This window comes from Paraglaciecola sp. G1-13, from assembly GCF_055809255.1.
Genome location: NZ_CM147903.1, coordinates 4,523,310 through 4,541,277 on the forward strand (window position 1 = coordinate 4,523,310; position 17,968 = coordinate 4,541,277).

The window sequence follows — 17,968 nt, forward strand, 5'->3', positions numbered from 1 at the left end:
TTCTTGTTGGGTATTTGTAATCCTATCTCTAGCTTTCGTTATTTTTGCGGCCTGATGACCGAGTTAATTCGCTAAAGGATTAACAAAAACTGTAGAGTAAACTGATTGCTTACCCTCATGTGTAACTAGCCGTATTTGCTTAATAGGGACTATATCACAGACATACTTTGTGTATGGGAGGGATCACGAGCCAACTCAGGTTAATTTTACAACTGTTAACTTAAGCAATCCTCAGACCAAATAAGCAGACATTAACTAATTAAGTGCTGTACGATTTTTTTACTGCCTTGGTTCACCCTCAATCATGGCAATTGAAAGGACAAAAAAAAGCTTATTTGTAAAAAAGAAGGCCTACACTTAGCAGACCTTTAATGATAACAAATTGTTTTTAAACTATTTTTTGGTAATCAACAATGCTGTACGCAATTTGCTCTTACCAAAGGCAGACATGCTGAAAAAGTCTTCCCGCGCAATGGGAATATGCTGACAATCCATCGGTTGCGGGTGCAGATCATCAGGATCTGGGTCGTGTAGGTATAAACAATCTTCATCTATGTGTGTAACTGTTACCCAGTGCGGTATTTTTTTCCCATCTAGCTGATAGGTACTAATTAAACTAATGACCGCTGCCCCTTTAGAGAGCCCTTTTTGCAAGGCTTTCACATCAGGATCGGTATATATAATTTTAATCCCTTGAGCTTCAGCTCGTTGTAAAAATTGCCTATCCACCGCTTGCATGATGTACTTTTTGTGCTCACTGCGCACACCATCAATAAATAATGGCGCCTTGGTATTCACATAAGCCGTTACCTCGAACCCCAAAGAATGTGCGGCTAACGCCAATCCTATTGGATGGCAGCCACCATGACCTGAGGTCATGAAAATCGTTGTTGCTTGACGCCAAATGTCCAACTCCAATGATTGCGACATATCCAATTCGCCATTCAGATTGGCCATAGCCATCATCAAAGACGACGGGCCACAGGTAAACTCCGTGGTTTGCTGATACCAGGGGTACTCAGGCAAGGTTTGCAAAGATAGACTTTGGCGAATCGGTTTTTGCATTCGCAGCGCATCTATCGAGCCTTGATAGTAATTGGCGTACGTACCAAAACTACGGTAACCCAAGCTTTCGTATAACTTAATCGCACCCATGTTATTCGTTGCGACTTCAAGGCGCATAAACAGTTTATCTTGCTCAAGGGTTTGCTGCTCAAGGGCCAATAGTAGTTTTCTACCCACACCCATACCTTGCGCAGTAATGCTCACTGCAATGGAGTATAAGCGTGCCAAGCGCGTGCCTTTACGCATGATCACCAGACCATAAGCCAATACGTTTTCGCCATCCGTTGCGACCATAAAAACTCTGTGGCTGTCAGTCGCCTTAAGCCAATGCATAAACCGGCGCTGGCTCAAACGGTCAGATTGAAAACTGGCATTTTCTAATTCCACCAGCTGGGCAATGTCATTCACACGTGCATTACGAATGCTTACAGTGTTGACACTACTCAGCGTGGGGTTATTGTCCTCAGCCACTGCGTTTTCAGATGACGATTGTTGCTGTAATTTGTGTCCCAGGGACATCTTATTTGCCTCGTAACTCAAGACGGTTAGCGAATTCTTGCATCACCAACATGTATAGCTCTTTACCTAAGTACAAATCTTCCACTTTCGACTCTAAGCTTGGGTTGTCATTCACTTCAATCACGTAAACCTGATTGTTGACTTGTTTGATGTCTACACCGTATAAACCTTTACCCACAATGGCGCTGGCTTTTACCGCTGCATCGAGCACCGGTTTAGGCACTTCAAACGTGGGCAAGGTTTCAAAGTCACCAGAGAAGTGTTTCTTCGAGCTATGGTTGTAAATTTGCCAATGGTTACGCGCCATAAAGTAGCGACAAGCGTAAATTGCTCGGCCGTTTAGCACACCGATACGCCAATCGTAGTCTGTGTACACGAACTCTTGGATCAGCACTAAGGCTGACTGGCGTAACATTTCAACCAACTTAAGTTTTAGCTCAACCAAGTTTTCAACTTTAAACACGCCAATCGAGAACGAGCTTTCAGGCAGTTTTAGCACCATAGGGTAGTTAAACTCAGCTTCTAGCAGCTCACAGGTTTGGTCGCTCGAGTTAGACACAAAACGACTCTTCGGTGACGGCACTTTGTTGTAGCTAAACGCATCATGCAAAAACACCTTGTTGCAGCAACGCAAAATAGAGGTTGCATCATCAATCACTTCTAACCCTTCTTGCTCACCTTTGCGGGCAAGTTGGTAGGTGTGATGGTTTATCGCGGTCGTTTCACGAATAAACAATGCATCGAATTGACTGATCATGGGCCCTTGTTTAGCGGTGATCACCTCTGCATTAATACCTACCTGTTCTGCTGCTTTCACAAAGTTTTGGATTGCCTTGCTGTCGCTAGGCGCGGTTTTCTCTTCTGGGTTTACCAGAATAGCCATGTCCCAACGGAAGCGTTTTTTGTTGCTACGGCTACGCCAATACTTCTGAGTAAAATGCTCCAAACGCTCAGCAAATAGCGGCCACAAGCTTGAATCAATCTCACGGATACCCAAGGCTTTTGGCTGTACGCTCAAGCCTTTCTCGTCGCGGCTAAAAGTGAGCCGCAAAATAGGCGCAGGAAAACGTTCAAACACGTGTTTGGCAATACGTTTGTGGCGCTCATTTTGCGACCAGCCGAAAAACACTAAAATTTCTTGGGGTAACTCATCGTCAATATGAGCGTATAAGTCCGTGCTCATATATTTGGGTACTGGGGTCAGCATATTGCTTTGGTCAGTCAGTGATTCACTCAAATCATTAATGGTGTTTACGCTTGGTAACACCTTGTGTTGACGTGCTTCAGCCAACAGTGAGCAATAGTAACCCTGACTCAAATATTTATCTGTGTCACATAGGTTAATAATACGGGTTTTGGGCTCGCCTACTTTAGGGTAGTCGGCAAGGTACTGGGCGAAATCAATAACGCTCGCGTCCAGCTCAGGGAAGCCTTCGGCATTATCCACCACAACAATCGTTTTAAACATTTTACAGCGCTCCAAATAGCAATTTGACTTGTATTTAGGACACGCCATCAACGTAACAAGCCAAGCAAAATCAATTAGAAAATTAACAGCTCATGCTTGCCACATCAGTAGGATGGTCTGGGCAATGATATTGGAGCGGAATATAGGCTTTACGTAGATTAAATCAACATTTTTTTGCGAAAAAGTGATATTTATTTTTGTGTTAAAATGGGCGTTTAATAACGCCCAAGCATTAATGATAAAAAACGATGCAAATCAGTTGCTTACTCAATCATTTTATACAGAGTAAGATCTTGAAAATCATAGCTAAAATCAATATTAGCATGCACAGGAATAAGCTTCATAAAGGTTATGGCATTGTTTTGGTCACGGTAGAGCTTGGCGTACACATCTGCCTCTAGGCTTCTGTCATCCCAGCGCACCAAAAAACGGTCATTTTCATCACCTTTGTATAACCCACCCACAAGCTTTACCACTCTTTTTGAGCGTAACTGAATACGGCCGTCTTTTTGCTCTAAAAAGAAATCCCCAAGCCAATCATCACGATAAGCACCTAACGCTGCATTTAGGGAGCCAGCAGTCACAGCAACAAGTTGCTGTGCTTTTTGAGCGGTTTTGTTATTCGCCATATAGTTACTTACTGCCTTGTTGTTTGACGGCGATAACTTGGGGGCAAACACTTTTAGCCAATCTGTTGCATTGTCGCCTAAATAGGGTTTCATCAAGGTATACATGAGTGCACTTCGCCCCGCACTGGATTGCTGATTCGTCAGCACCACTATGCCCAAATCAAGTTCTGGAAAGAAACTTACGTAGGAATACATACCCGCCAAGCTGCCACTGTGATGCACTCGCAACTTCCCGTCTACGTCATTTAAGCGCCAACCTAAGCCGTAGGCACTAAAGTGACTATGGTTATGGCGCTGATCCGTACTTGAAACCGGCATGATCGTTTTTGGCGACCACATCTGTTGGTGCTGGGTGGTTGAAAACAGTTGTTTTCCATCTGCTGTTTTACCTTGATTGAGCTGCACTTGAGCCCAAATCAGCATGTCGTCTAGACTGCATTGAATACCACCAGCGGCGCCTGATACATTCGGTTTACTGGTATCAACATCACGCACTATGGTCGCTAGTTTATTATCCACCATGCCATGCGGGGTTGCCGCGAATGCTTGCTGCGATTGAGGAACATGACCCGCGTAGCAATGCTGCATGCCTAGGGGCGCAAAAATACGTTTTTCAATAAATTGCTCCCAAGGCTGGCCACTTGCTGCGGCGACCACTTCGCCTGCGACGATATACAGCAAGTTGTCATAGGCGTAGTCGGCGCGAAACTGCCCTGTGGGTTTTAGAAAACGCAGATTATGCACTACTTCTTGACGGCTAAAACTGGAAGGCTCTGGCCACAGCATTAAATCTCCTGCCCCTAGGCCTAACCCGCTTCGATGGGTCAGCAAATCCGTAATGCTAAAATGGGCGCTTATCCAAGGATCATGTAACTGAAAGTCAGGCAGATGCTTTACCACCGGGTCATCCCAGCTTAGTTTGCCCTCATCAACCAATATCGCTAGCGCGGCCGCGGTAAAGGCTTTGGTATTTGAAGCAATTTTAAATAGGCTTTGTGCATCCACAGGCTCATTGCTGTGAATATTCTTTACACCATAGCTTTGCTTGAGCACCACGTTACCGTTTTTGATCACGCCAACCGCCACACCTGGAATATGTAACCTCTCCATGATTTTGCTGATCTGCATGTCTATTTTTGATGTGTTTACGATCGGCTGATGACGCTCATTTTGCTTCACTTGTGCTCCTGTCGTCGTTGCCCATATCACGCTACCCAAACACAAACATGAGATAATGAGATTAATGCTGTTGCGACCGCTGAAAATCATAGTGTTGCTTGCCTTAAATGCATGTTAGGGCTTTACCCTTGCGTTTTGTATTTGGGAGCAATGCTTCAGGCTTAGCCTTTGAAGCAAGGCTGCCCATCGTTTATTTACTGTCTAGAATTGCTTCGTACACCAAACTAATCACACTGCCGTACTTGCCGGTTTCAAACGTTTTACCTGCAAATTCGACATGGCCGCTTTCGTCTTCTTGCACTTTTGAGTGCCGTGCATTGGTGAGCAAGAAAATAGCCAAGTCATATTTGGGGTCAATCACTGATACGGTGCCTGTCCAGCCCGTATGACCATAAGCCTGAGCACTAGCGTAAGGACCGAAATGCCATTTGCTTTGGCCATGGCCTGCTCGGCGCCAGCCAAGTCCATAACTGTCGTTACGCTCTTCTGGCTTAATAAACTGCTGTAATACTGCTTCATCAAAGATTTGAGTTTTGCCGTAGCCACCACCGTTCAATAACAACTGCCCCAGCACGGCTAAATCGTCTACGGTAGAAAACAACCCTGCATGACCTGCTACACCGCCAAGTGAATAAAAGGCTTTTTCATCATGCACTTCACCCTGCAACACATACTCGCGCATATTATCGAATTTGACACGACCACCCCGGCTATTGCCTTGTATTTCGGTGGCGGCAAATTCACCTTTTGCTCGGCCTTTTAATAGCGGGTTAAATAAGGTATTGCTCAACCCCAATGGTTGATATATCTGATGCTCGACGTAGGCATCTAGCCCCATTCCCGTAATACGCTCAACCAACATGCCCAGTAACATATAGTCAGTGTCACTGTAGACCGCTTTAACATTGCGCCCCATGGCAAATGGCACACGGTTTAGCAGTAACTGATCCGTTCGCTGTGGGTTCTGGGAATACAAGCTCTTACTGACGCCATTTTCAGGCGTAAAAAACCGCACTTGAGGGGCGTAACCAGCGGTATGGGTGAGTAAATCGCGCACTAAACGCGTTTCTCGCCCGCCGCCTTGATAGTCTGGCATGTAGCGCTGAATAGGCGCATTGACGTCTAATTTGCCTGCGCTTACCAGCTTCATCAAGGCCAAGTTGGTAGCAAACATTTTTGTGTTCGAAGCAATATCAAAAAGCGTATCGACCTGCATTTTCTGCGGCTCGGGGAGCAATTCTCCACCATCAGAGTATTGTCGCGCATCACCGTATGCGGTTCGTTTTACGATTTCCCCGTCCTTTACCACCAACAATACCGCACCGGGGAATCCGTTATTGATATCTCGCTGAATCAGTGCATCGACTTGTGCAAAACGATTTTGCTGAGACGTGCTGGTGTCCATTAGGATAGGTGACGGAATAGTCACTTTGAGCTCGCTGCCCTCAGGTAAAATATTCTCTACGCGCAAGGTGTTAGTGCCGTCTTTGGTGCGACGCTTCAAGCTATACTGGTACCGTTCGTCTGGCGCAAAGGGTTGCGCTATATTGAGTTTTTGCCCATTAACGTAGATATCAGCTTGCTCTGCACCTTGACTATTAATCTGAATCTCACCCCGCCCTTGGTACGCTTTAAAACGTTCACGGTCGTTTACCCACTGCCGAGTACTGCGTTCCTGCATGGGGAATACTTCATCCACTTGCCCCTGCTTTACCACCATCGGCTCTGTTGACTCAGCCACTTGCTCGTCAATGTAGCGGGCCATCAATTTTTTGGCTTTTTTAGGGAAGTATTTATCGAGTAAAGCAAACACAGCGGCGGCAGTTTTACTGTCTGCTTTACCGGTCACTTGCCAGGGTAAGAAGTGCATCTGAAACGCACTGATCACATTGCTTGTTTGTTCATCACGTATGCCCGTTTCCAGCACATTGTAGCCATAGGCACGTAAAGCACTTTGTATTAGACCAATATTCGGTTGGTACTGATTAAAACGCTGCCAATAGGCTTCAAAAGTCTCGTTTTCATACCAAGCACCTATCCCAGCTTGGTACAACTCAAACCAAGGAAATCTTGGGCCTGGATCGTTTTTACGCGACGGAGCGATATCAGAATGCCCCACCACTTTAGTAGGCGATATGTCTGGATTACGGGCCAGTATTTGTTGGCTTAAAGCAATTAATAGCTCGATTTGCTTCGGGTCGTAATCGGGAAATACGCATAAGCGGTTCTCGCCGTGCTCAGAGGTTGTATTGGCCTCTTTGTCAAAGTGGCATTCAGGCACATTGACTATTTCGATGCCTATGGATGAATCATTTAATTCGCTGCGCCCTTGCCAAACGCTGTTACCAGCATGCCAAGCACGTTTGTCTTCATCTACTAATTTGAGAATTTCTAACGAGTCTTTAAGATAACTGGGATCATTAGATTCAGGGATAAGATAATGAGCACTCAATCCGCCTTCATCCACCAATGCGTGAACCGATTTTTGATAATCAATAGCGGTAAAATGCATCACTAGAAACTTTACCCGATGGCTAAAGTTTTTTGAGGGCATTTCACTAATCGGTAGGGTCGCACAACTGACGATGGCTACCGTTAATATGCATATCAAGACAGATCGCTGCCAACTCGTAATACGTTTTTTCATAACACTGAGGATATCCCGTTGCCTGTGAATCTTCCAGATCACTATTTCTACTCAAAAGCACTCACTTTTGAATAATTAATTACAGATATAATAAATAATTTGAATAATAATTCCATAACTTAATGTACAGATTATCAACACTGCTCAGCAGACACGCAATCCACAGGCTAACCTTGGAAATTTTCTGTATTTCAGCAGATGTGTTTTTCGATCGAGCTAACTTCTAGGATCCAGTAAAGGACTAAAAAGGTAATAAAACATACCTTGAGACCTTAGTGCGCTCCCTATTTACTGGCAGTTTGTGGATTTAAAGCACTCTCCTTAAAGATAAATTATTACTAAAAAAGCAACAATAAAGAACATATTATTCTTGACGATATCAAATATTGTTTGTTAAATGCTCAGACAACAATAATAAAAACTACTTAATGAAGGCTTATGAGTCGTCGTCCTCAAATAAAAAAGCACAAGCAACAAATAGGTGAACACATGGCAACACAATCTAGAAATTTCATACAACAACGGATTTACCGTGCCATGCAAGGTGCATGGAACAATCGCGCAACCACTCTCTCAGCTGTACTACTAGCAAGCTCTCTAGCTGGCGCACCCGCCGCTATGGCACAACAAGCTGGTGGCATTAAAGGTAAGGTTGAAACGCAAGCGACTGATATTTCGGTAAACGATGTCACTGTCACCGCATCAAGTAACGTGATGCCAAAACCTAGAACAGTTAAAACAAAAGCGGATGGTAGCTATGTTTTACCGGCTCTTAAGCCTGGTAAATACACCCTGACCTTCACCTCTGCCGATGGCACGGTTCGTCAAACCCAAGTCGACGTATTGTTAGACCAAACATCTAACGTTGATGTGGCATTTGAAGCAGCACCTGCTGATAGCACCGAAGTGATTCAAATTGTCGGCTCTCGCATCAGCCGTGAAGGAGACTCTTCATTAACTAATTCTTTGGGCGAAGACGTTTTATCTCGCGTACCTACTGGTCAAGATTATCGCTCTTTATTGGCCATTATTCCTGGTGTGCAGTATTCAGAAAATGCCACACTTGGCCCATCAGCAGGTGGTTCAGGTCGAGATAACAAATATGGTTTTGACGGGGTAGACGTATCATTACCCATGTACGGTAACCTTGCATCTGAACCATCGACCCAAGACGTTGCCTATGTATCGATTGACCGTGGGGGCGCAAAAGCAATCGGCTTCAATCGTGCCGGCGGCCTTTCAATTAATACCTTATCTAAATCAGGTACTAATGAGTTTCATGCCAGCGTAGAGTATCGTATCGAGCCTGCAAGCTTATCTGCCGATCGTGATACAACAGAAAGTACCACATCAACTTTTGAAGAAGACAAAACGTGGATGAGTGCCAATGTTAGCGGCGCATTGATTGAGGATGAATTGTATTTTTATGGTTCATACTTTGGCCCTGAGATAACACGCGATAATAAAGAAACGGCGTACGGACCGACCAAGCAATACGAAAGTGACCGTGATGAATATTTCGGTAAATTGACCTGGGCGCCTACCGAAGATGTATTGTTAAACGTCAGCTACAGAACCTCTGATAAAGACGTTGTCGGTGACTCAGTCGACTCAAAAGCGACTGATTCAACATCCGAAGGTAGCTCAGTATCGCAAGATATTTTCACCATTGATGGTTCATATATAATTGATGACTACACGACGCTAACCTTCCAATACAGTGATTTTAAGAACGAGAACTCTAGCCGTCCTGACACCATTTTTTCAGGTGTTATCCCAACTATTGGAGGCTCTCTTGATTTGAATAACCTTGATCAGCAAGGTTTGTTCTTTGTTCCGACGATTAGAACTGACGAAGGTTTTGATGCAGAAACAGCTCAAGTACTTATCGATGCTTATGGCTATACCGATGATGCTGGCGTATTAACGGGTGGCGGTAATATTGGTGGCGCTTCACTTATTAATAACCAAGATTTCTCTCGTAAGAGCTTTGAAGTCGCTCTTGACCACGAAATGGAGCTAGGCAATACCGTTCACAATATTCATATTGGTGGACAGTGGAAAGAAAGCGAAGAAGTGCTTACTCGACTTTCAAATGGATGGGGCGCAATCAGCTATAACGGCGGGTTGGGTGTAGATACCGACTTTGAAACAGACGAAGCTATCTATTACAGCGCAACAGTATACTCCAACAGTTTAAATGGTGAAGAAAACTTAAATCCGCTAACGTCAACGTCCGAAATCATCAACATTGAAGTGAACGATACCATTGAGCACGGTGACTTCACTTACAACGTTGGTTTCTTGTTCAGCAACGATACTTTGTACGGACAAGGCCTAAGAGAAAACTCAGCGAATGCATCAGGTTACGAAGTCGATCCTGGCAACAAGTACAAAATGTATGAGCTTGATTTTATGGACATGATCCAACCTAGACTTGGGATCACTTGGGCCTATAACGGTCGCGATACCGTGTTTGCTAACTTTGCGAGTTATAATCCGGATACCACCTCTTTAGCCCGCGCGGCCTCATGGGATCGTAACAATCAATCAACCCAAAAGGTTTACTTTGATGCGGATGGTGCGTTTATTGGTAATACCGAAGCAAACGGTTCATCTGGTAAATTGTTCCAAGATGACATGGATGCACGTCGCACGGACGAGATCACTATTGGTATGACGAAATACATATCAAACGAATTCTTCGTTCGCACCCATTTACGTCAACGCAAAGCGCTTCATGCGTGGGAAGATCAACCGAATAACGCCCGCACCTATGGCGATTACGGCCCGTTTGGTGGCGTACCTGAACACTTGCGCGATAAAGGCTTGTTTATTCCTGACTTAGCTGAGCAATATTCCAGCATGGGACTGTCTGCAAGTGATGGTAGCTATGTTATTGCTGAACTAGATGGCGCTGAAAACACCTACTACGAGTGGAGCATCGAAGGTGATTACACCGGCGACAACTACTACTTGAACGTGTCTTATGTATGGAGCCATTACTACGGTAACTACGACCAAGACATTACCAGTACAGCGTCTGACGGTAACTTGTTTGTTGGCTCATCTAACTTAGGTGATGGTCGCGGCCGCATGTTGTGGGATGGCAAGTCAGGTACCTTAAATGGTGACCGTCCTCATGTATTAAAAGCATTGGGTTACTACACAACAGATTGGAACGCTGACATCGGTTTTAACTTTGTCTTCCAATCTGGCGATGTTTGGGAAGAGTGGGACGGTGGCGCTTATGGTTATTCAAGCTCAACTATTCGTTACTCTGAACCTGCTGGCAGCCGTCGTGAATCAAGCCATTGGCAGTTAGACTTAAACTACGCCCAAGCCTTCAATATTACCGAAGACTTAGAGCTTCAGTTTAAAGCCGATGTGTTTAACGTTTTCGACAGACAGACGGGTTATAACTATCAACCCATTCTTTCTAGCGCCACCTTTGGTGAGGCACGAAACTTAATTAACCCTCGCCGTGTTCAACTTTCGGTTAGCCTAAACTACTAACCCAGCTTAGCGACTTACCTTAGCGAATACAGGTAGTTGTTTGTTTATCCCCGCTTCTGGCGGGGATTTTTTTATTTTCTTCACGCGTTATTTTATTGCGGTACAACTAAGTACCGCCATATATTTTTATTCTCAGGAGTGAGTCATGGGCTTTAGGCCAGTGCATTTGTGTTTCATCGTTTTCTTCGTTATCGCTTGTATTTCATGCACAAGCAAACCATCAATCGATCCTAAAATTGAAGCCTTAGTTGCGCAAAAACTGATGCTCGATATTCGCTATTTCTGTGATGAAAACGAGCTTGATGCAACCACACAGCGCTGCACTACACCTGTCACCACGTTACCCGACGACCTTAAAGAAATGATTGCTGACACAGGTGTAGGCGGCATAATCTTGTTTGCCAATAACTTGGTCGACACAGAACAAATGCTTCGCCTGAATCGTGACTTACAAGCAGCCTCAGCCAGTGGCGGGCACTCTCCACTGCTTATCTCTATCGATCAAGAAGGCGGGCGCGTGGTGCGCATCCCGCAAAATATTAGTACTGCATTTAGCGGCAATATGGCCATTGGTGCCACTTACGCCGAACATGGAACGCACTTTGCCACGCTTAGCGGTGATGTGATTGCTAAAGAGTTAGCCGTACTGGGTTTTAACGTTAATTTTGCTCCTTCAGTTGATGTAAACGTCAATCCAGAAAACCCAGTGATAAACGTGCGCTCATTCGGGGAAGACCCACAAGTGGTGGCTGAACTGGGGTTAGCTCAAATGCAAGCAATGCAACAAAACGGCATTATTGCTGCGCTGAAACACTTTCCTGGGCACGGGGATACCAACACCGATAGTCACTCGGGCTTACCCTTGGTTGAACATGACTTACACAAAATAAAAGCGGTAGATTTAGCGCCATTTCAATACGCCATTGATAATGGCGATCCGGGCATGATCATGACGGCACATATTCAATACCCAGCCCTTGATAGCTCAACATTTACCGCCACTGACGGCAGCAAAACAATACTACCGGCTACCATGTCTCGAGCAATTTTAACCGACTTGCTCAGAGACCAAATGGGCTTTCGGGGCGTGATCATCACAGATGCGTTAGATATGGCCGCCATCGCCCATTTTTATGAGCCTACCCAAGCGGTATTGCAAACATTCAAGGCGGGTACTGACATCGCACTAATGCCACTGGCTATTCGCACTGCACAGGACATTCCTAAGCTTAAAAAAATGATTGCTGATCTAGCTTATGCCGTTCAAATTGGCGACGTAACGTTAGCTGAAATAGAGGCGTCAGTAGCGCGTATTCAAACCTTAAAACAAAGTTATATTCCGTCTAATACTGCCCTGTTGTCCCCAGCCAAAGCACTTGCTCGGGCGCAAAGTATATTGGCTGCGCCTGCTCATCTACAAATAGAGCAAGACTTAGCGGATAACGCCATTGTGGCAATTAAAAATCAGCAAGCATGGCCGATAAGCCAATCCACTAAGCGCATTCATCTCGTCATGCCAGACAAGAGTAAATGCATGGCCATGACAACTGCACTAACTGATGCACTTAACACATTTGACCCACGGCCTGAGCTGACAATGAGCTGTGCCAGCTTAGTGAGCGAGCCCACAGATAACCTTCGTGCCCTTCAGCGTGACGCACAATTAGTGATTTACACCGATATTACCCCGCAGCAAAGCTTGGTTGAAATGGGGGGAATGGACGATATTACTGATTGGCGCTCAAGACCGAATAAAGAAGCGCTGGATGCCAAGCTTCTCACCTTGCTAAAAGACATTAAACCCCATCAAAAATCGCTTATGGTGAGTATGCGCACCCCTTATGCAGTTACCCAGTACGCAGATTATCTGGATGGCATTTTGGCGACCTTTGCTTATAACACCCAAGTTACTGAGCAATTAGATGAAAACGGAGCAGCCCATGCCCACTACGAAGGTCCTATTTATCGCGCTTTGGCCAATATTCTGTTAGGTAATCAACAGGCCTCGGGATCGCTGCCAGTTAGCATTGGTAAGATTCAGCATTAACTAAATGAAATTTTCTGGCCTCAGCACTGTCTTGATGATGGATTGTGGTATTTTATGTGAAACGTGAACTGCGACCGAGCTTAAATAATATCCTTTTAACAACAGATAAATTGAGGGATGTGTATGGCGTTTAACGATACATTTCGCATCAGCAGCCATGGCGTTATTTTCAATGAAACAGGACAAGTTTTATTGCTAAAGGCCACTTATGGTCATTGTGCTTGGGGTTTACCTGGTGGTGCTCTTGAGCCTGGTGAAACCATTCATCAAGCTTTGCTGCGAGAGTGCCAAGAAGAATTAGGTGTGCAGGTGGAAGTTGAGTACCTTTCTGGAGTGTATTTTCATAGTGCATATAACTCTCAGGCCTGCATTTTTAAAGTTCACTTGGGGAAACAGGCCATAAGTCTAAGTGACGAGCACAGTGAATACGGTTATTTTGATCTTAATTCACTGTCAAAAATACAGAAGCAGCGCGTCGAACAATGCGCCGCGTATAACGGTCAAGTGGTCAGTGATGCGTTTTGAACTTTGTGTATCAAAATCGAAATTTTAGCTAGGCTTTTGATTGCTTAACGCAATGGAATAATGTGCAAAATACAAACAATTTTAAATTATACTACGCTAAAAGAGTTTGAATAAATTATCGATTTATCTTTGCCGGACATCGGCACTAGCGGTAAGCTAATTGCTCATAAATTCACAATTTTTTACGCGTAAATTGTTAAAATTACGGTAAACTAAATAATAAATTATTACTCAGAGTTGCTTAATGTCTACTTTCACAAAAATAAAAGCCATTAAAGATACCCTTTCTAATAGCGAATTAAAGCTCGCTAAATTTGTACTTAGTTCATCAAATGCAGTAAGGGATCTGTCATCTCAAGAACTCGCGAATGTCGTTGGCGTCAGTCAATCTAGTGTGGTGAAATTCGCCCAAAAGCTTGGATACAAAGGGTATCCAGCGTTCAAACTAGGGGTAATAGACGCATTAAATTCAACTGCGAGTGAGGGCAATCTACACGGTAAAATCACCCTCAATGACAGCTTCAAACAAGTGTCAGAAAAGCTACTTAGCAGCAAAGTCGCAGTATTAACCGAGACTAAAAACCTTAATGAAGAAGCCGCGTTTCACCAAGCTGTGGAATTACTCAAATCAGCTAAGCGCATTTTGATTTGTGGCTTAGGTGGTTCAGCTCTGGTAGGGAAAGACTTCTCTTATAAACTTCAAAAACTTGGCATGTTAGCCATTGAAGAGCCTGATATGCACGCCCAATTGGCCTTTGCTGCTACCTTGTCTGAAAACGACTTAGTGTTTGCCATCAGTGAATCCGGCAGTACCCGTGAAATTGTCAATGTAGTGAAACAGGCCAAGCAAAACAGCTGTAAAGTGATCACGGTAACTCGCTATGGCGCAACGCCAGTATCTGATCTTGCAGATATCAAACTATATTCAGTAGCAGAAGAAGAGTCAGCGCGTTTGTCATCGATAATGGCCCGTACTGCTCAAGAGTTTATTATCGACATATTGTTTATTGCGATCACTCAATCATCAAGACAGGGTCGCCAGTTACTTGAGAAAACGAACTCAGTGGTCAGTGACTTTAGGCAATCTTCTTAACATTCCACCTTAGTGCTCGCTCTTTTGGCGTTAAATAGCCGTAATGAAGGCTGTTTTAACGCTAATCTACTTTATTGCAAAATTTCTCAGCTTAACTTACTGATGGTATTAGAAATCTTTAGCACCACTAAATTTTCGTACGAATCGACAGCGCTCAAATTTTAGCCTTTTCGCTCATTTACCCACCTTGAAACGGTCAATTAAAAGTCAATGTAAATAGTTGTTAACACTGTTTAACAAAGTTTTTACGATATATTTGTTTGAAATAACAGCTAATGCCCCATACAATTCGCCGCAATCTGCACTTATAGCAGATAGATTCTTTATCTTTCCTATAATTACCTTCTCAGGGACACATATGCATAAAATTACTCAAGCCGTAAAGCTAGCGCTTTTAGGCGGCTCAATAGTTATGACAAACAGCGCGTTGGCACAACAGAGCGACGATGCAGCGAACTCAGTAGAAAAAATCCAAATCACAGGCTCTCGTATTCTTCGTGAAGGCGCTATCGCACCTTCACCTGTGACAGTACTTAGCGGCGAAAGTTTGCTAAATACTGGTGCGATGAATATCGGTGAAGCACTAAATGAGCTACCCGCATTAGCAAGTACTTACTCTTTATCAAACTCAGGTCAATTTATCGGCACCGCCGGTTTGAGCCTTCTTGATTTGCGCGGAATGGGCACTGAACGCACCCTGGTATTAGTCAACGGCAAGCGCCACGTAGCGAGCAGTGCGGGTACCTCTTCGGTTGATACCAATACCATTCCTACCAGCTGGATTGAGCGCGTTGAAATCATCACAGGCGGTGCATCAGCGGTTTACGGTGCAGATGCGGTAACGGGTGTGGTTAACTTTATTCTTAAAGACAAGATTGAAGGCTTACAAGTTAGCGCAACCAAAGGCTATGCTGACAACCACGATTACAGCAACGACAAGTATTCATTCTCTTACGGCACTAACTTCAATGATGATCGCGGTAATATCGCCTTCTCAGTGGAGCACAGCAGCCAAGAAAGCTTGAACGCCTTAGATAACCCATGGACATCTACTTCTTTCCGCAATCTAGCTAACACCGCGCAAAATGATGACAATAGAGATTCTTTAGATGTCCCTGACGATATCTACACACCTAATGCGGGTATCTATGCTTTAAGCAATGCTGGTACCTTTGCCATTGGCGATGATTACTATTCATTCAACCCTAATGGTTCAGTACGCGACGTATACCTAGGTGATAACGTAGACGGCATAGCATGTGAAAACTGTGATTTTATTAATTTGAATCAGTTCAGCGAGCTTCAGCCTGAGTTTGACCGCACCAACTATAACCTTAAATTGAGCTACGACGTAACCGACAACATCCGTGGTTATGTTGAAGGTAAGTACGCACGTACTCGCTCGACTAATGTTGGTCAGCCTGCGTTTTTCTTCTTTGAAAGCGAGGCAGATGCCATCACTATCCAAAACGATAACCCGTATGCAGGAGATGACTTGCTAGCCCTTATGGGTGCAAATAATCTGACTAAAATTACTATCGACCGGATGTTGACTGATGTTGGCCGTCGTACAGAAGATGACGAACGTGAAACCACTGCGTTTGTGGCTGGTCTTGAAGGTTACATCAACGATGATTGGGGTTTTGAAACCTATATCACGCGTGGTGAAACCAAGCTTGAGCGTGCCAACAAGAATAACCTTGTACTGGCCAACTTCTATAATGCAGTAGATGCGGTTGAAGCTGACGACGGCTCAATTGTCTGTCGTGATACGGCAGCTCAAGCAGCAGGCTGTGTGCCATTAAACCTACTAGGTGACGGCGCGCCAAGCGAAGCTGCACGTAACTACGTTAACACCACCTCTGTTGGCAACAGCACCATTACGCAAACGGTTGTCGGCGGCTCAGTCAACAACTCTGGTATATATGAATTACCAGCGGGCTATGTGGGTTTTGCCGCGGGTATTGAATACCGCAAAGAAGAAAGTGAAATTGAAGAGCCAGATAACGCTGAAGGTACGTTCTTCAACGTATTAGGCGAAGATAAAGGCGACTTCGATGTTAAAGAAGCTTACGTAGAGTTTTCAGCGCCTTTGCTAACCGACCTACCAGGTATTCAAGATCTGAACTTTGAAACCGCACTGCGTATTGCTGACTACAGCACTATCGGTAATGCAAAAAGCTGGAAGCTAGGTCTAGACTGGCAAGTGTATGAAGACTTACGCGTTCGAGCGACCCACTCCTCAGCCCTACGCGCACCTAACATCAGTGAACTGTACGGTGAAGCGAGCCAAACGTTTTTCAGTATCGACGATCCTTGTAAAACGTCTGAGCTAGGTCAATTGGCTGACGCTTCAACGCGCACATCAAACTGTGCAGCTCTGGGTGTACCTGCTGACTTCGATTCAGATTACGACCAAGCCAGAATCGAAGGCGAGCAAGGCGGTAACATTAACCTTCGCGCTGAAGAATCAAAAAGTACTACAGTGGGCGTGGTTTATCAGCCGGCTTACCTTGAAGGTTTTGTGGCCACCGTTGATTACTGGAAAATTGAATTGACTGACGCTATTTCTTCAGTTGATTCGCAAACCATTCTTGATCGTTGTGTTGATAACACGAGCGGCGTCAGCAATGATTACTGCTCGCTTATTACCCGTGATGCAAGTGGTGAAATATCACAAATTAGAAGCTTCTCCCTTAACCTTTCAGGTCAAGATGCATCGGGTGTGGATTTCGAACTTGGCTATGACTTTGATGCGCTTGGCGGTTCATTCAAAACTAACCTAATTGGTACGTACCTGATTGAGCGTAAAGAGTATCCGTTCCAAGAAGATACGTCTGATTTTGTTGAATATGCTGGTACTGCAGGTGAATCAGAGTGGCAAGGTATGTTAAGCATGAGCTACATGGTTGATGCGTGGCAAGCTGGTATCAAAACCCGTTATCTAGAGCGTGTGAGCATCTTTGACAACCAAGAGCTCGCGGTTAACCCTAACCGTAGCTCCTTGATGGAATATGGCTCGTACGCGATTTCAGACGTCACTGTAGGCTACGCATTTGAAAACGGTCTATCACTGACTGTTGGCGTAGACAACGTATTCAACCGTGACCTTCCATTTGGAACGACTGGCACAGGCGAAAAGACTGGTGCATATGAAAACATCGGTCGCTTCGGTTACATAACACTGTCATACGCGATGTAACATCTATATTGATTACTTTCGTTGCAGTTGCTTTTATCAAGGGCGGTTTTAGTAGCCTAAAAGCATTATTCGGTAAAA

The 17,968-nt window shown here is 44.6% G+C and carries 9 protein-coding genes; 5 read left to right on the top strand and 4 right to left on the bottom strand.

Features of this window, described 5'->3' with window-relative positions; translation table 11 throughout:
- Window positions 1–393: 393 nt before the first annotated feature.
- From AC0L6N_RS19245 to pbp4b, 4 genes are all read right to left on the bottom strand, one after another.
- The gene (locus tag AC0L6N_RS19245; protein WP_473476949.1) at window positions 394–1,584 is read right to left on the bottom strand and encodes a peptidase C39 family protein; all 1,191 of its coding nucleotides are present in this window, start codon (window positions 1,582–1,584) and stop codon (window positions 394–396) included.
- 1 nt (window position 1,585) lies between these two features.
- Window positions 1,586–3,052 (bottom strand): RimK family protein, encoded by a 1,467-nt coding sequence (locus tag AC0L6N_RS19250; protein WP_473476951.1) that lies wholly within the window; start codon window positions 3,050–3,052, stop codon window positions 1,586–1,588.
- A 263-nt stretch (window positions 3,053–3,315) separates the two neighbouring features.
- A complete protein-coding gene (locus AC0L6N_RS19255) occupies window positions 3,316–4,950 on the bottom strand; it encodes a serine hydrolase domain-containing protein (protein WP_473476953.1) in 1,635 nt (544 codons plus the stop codon).
- 100 nt (window positions 4,951–5,050) lie between these two features.
- Window positions 5,051–7,507 carry a penicillin binding protein PBP4B gene (gene pbp4b, locus AC0L6N_RS19260; protein WP_473476955.1) on the bottom strand — a complete coding sequence of 819 codons (2,457 nt, stop codon included), beginning with the start codon at window positions 7,505–7,507 and terminating at the stop codon, window positions 5,051–5,053.
- Between the two features lie 489 nt (window positions 7,508–7,996).
- Between pbp4b and AC0L6N_RS19265 the strand changes: the two genes are divergently transcribed.
- The 5 genes from AC0L6N_RS19265 (at window position 7,997) to AC0L6N_RS19285 (ending at window position 17,890) form a co-directional block, all read left to right on the top strand.
- Entirely contained in the window at window positions 7,997–11,023 is a 3,027-nt protein-coding gene (locus AC0L6N_RS19265; protein WP_473476957.1) for a TonB-dependent receptor, read from the top strand.
- A 145-nt stretch (window positions 11,024–11,168) separates the two neighbouring features.
- Entirely contained in the window at window positions 11,169–13,070 is a 1,902-nt protein-coding gene (locus tag AC0L6N_RS19270; protein WP_473476959.1) for a glycoside hydrolase family 3 protein, read from the top strand.
- A 123-nt stretch (window positions 13,071–13,193) separates the two neighbouring features.
- Window positions 13,194–13,595 carry an NUDIX hydrolase gene (locus AC0L6N_RS19275; protein ID WP_473476961.1) on the top strand — a complete coding sequence of 134 codons (402 nt, stop codon included), beginning with the start codon at window positions 13,194–13,196 and terminating at the stop codon, window positions 13,593–13,595.
- A 244-nt stretch (window positions 13,596–13,839) separates the two neighbouring features.
- Window positions 13,840–14,688: a MurR/RpiR family transcriptional regulator gene (locus tag AC0L6N_RS19280; protein ID WP_006991515.1), complete on the top strand. Its 849-nt coding sequence runs from the start codon at window positions 13,840–13,842 to the stop codon at window positions 14,686–14,688.
- A gap of 358 nt (window positions 14,689–15,046) precedes the next feature.
- On the top strand, window positions 15,047–17,890 hold the full coding sequence (locus AC0L6N_RS19285) for a TonB-dependent receptor domain-containing protein (protein WP_473476964.1): 2,844 nt from the start codon (window positions 15,047–15,049) through the stop codon (window positions 17,888–17,890).
- Window positions 17,891–17,968: the final 78 nt, after the last annotated feature.

Bases quoted from the DNA above. Each gene is read 5' to 3' on its own strand.
- AC0L6N_RS19255 (WP_473476953.1), bottom strand. From the start codon at position 4,950: ATGATTTTCAGCGGTCGCAACAGCATTAATCTCATTATCTCATGTTTG.
- AC0L6N_RS19285 (WP_473476964.1), top strand. From the start codon at position 15,047: ATGCATAAAATTACTCAAGCCGTAAAGCTAGCGCTTTTAGGCGGCTCA.
- AC0L6N_RS19265 (WP_473476957.1), top strand. From the start codon at position 7,997: ATGGCAACACAATCTAGAAATTTCATACAACAACGGATTTACCGTGCC.
- AC0L6N_RS19280 (WP_006991515.1), top strand. From the start codon at position 13,840: ATGTCTACTTTCACAAAAATAAAAGCCATTAAAGATACCCTTTCTAAT.
- AC0L6N_RS19245 (WP_473476949.1), bottom strand. From the start codon at position 1,584: ATGTCCCTGGGACACAAATTACAGCAACAATCGTCATCTGAAAACGCA.
- AC0L6N_RS19270 (WP_473476959.1), top strand. From the start codon at position 11,169: ATGGGCTTTAGGCCAGTGCATTTGTGTTTCATCGTTTTCTTCGTTATC.
- AC0L6N_RS19275 (WP_473476961.1), top strand. From the start codon at position 13,194: ATGGCGTTTAACGATACATTTCGCATCAGCAGCCATGGCGTTATTTTC.
- pbp4b (WP_473476955.1), bottom strand. From the start codon at position 7,507: ATGAAAAAACGTATTACGAGTTGGCAGCGATCTGTCTTGATATGCATA.
- AC0L6N_RS19250 (WP_473476951.1), bottom strand. From the start codon at position 3,052: ATGTTTAAAACGATTGTTGTGGTGGATAATGCCGAAGGCTTCCCTGAG.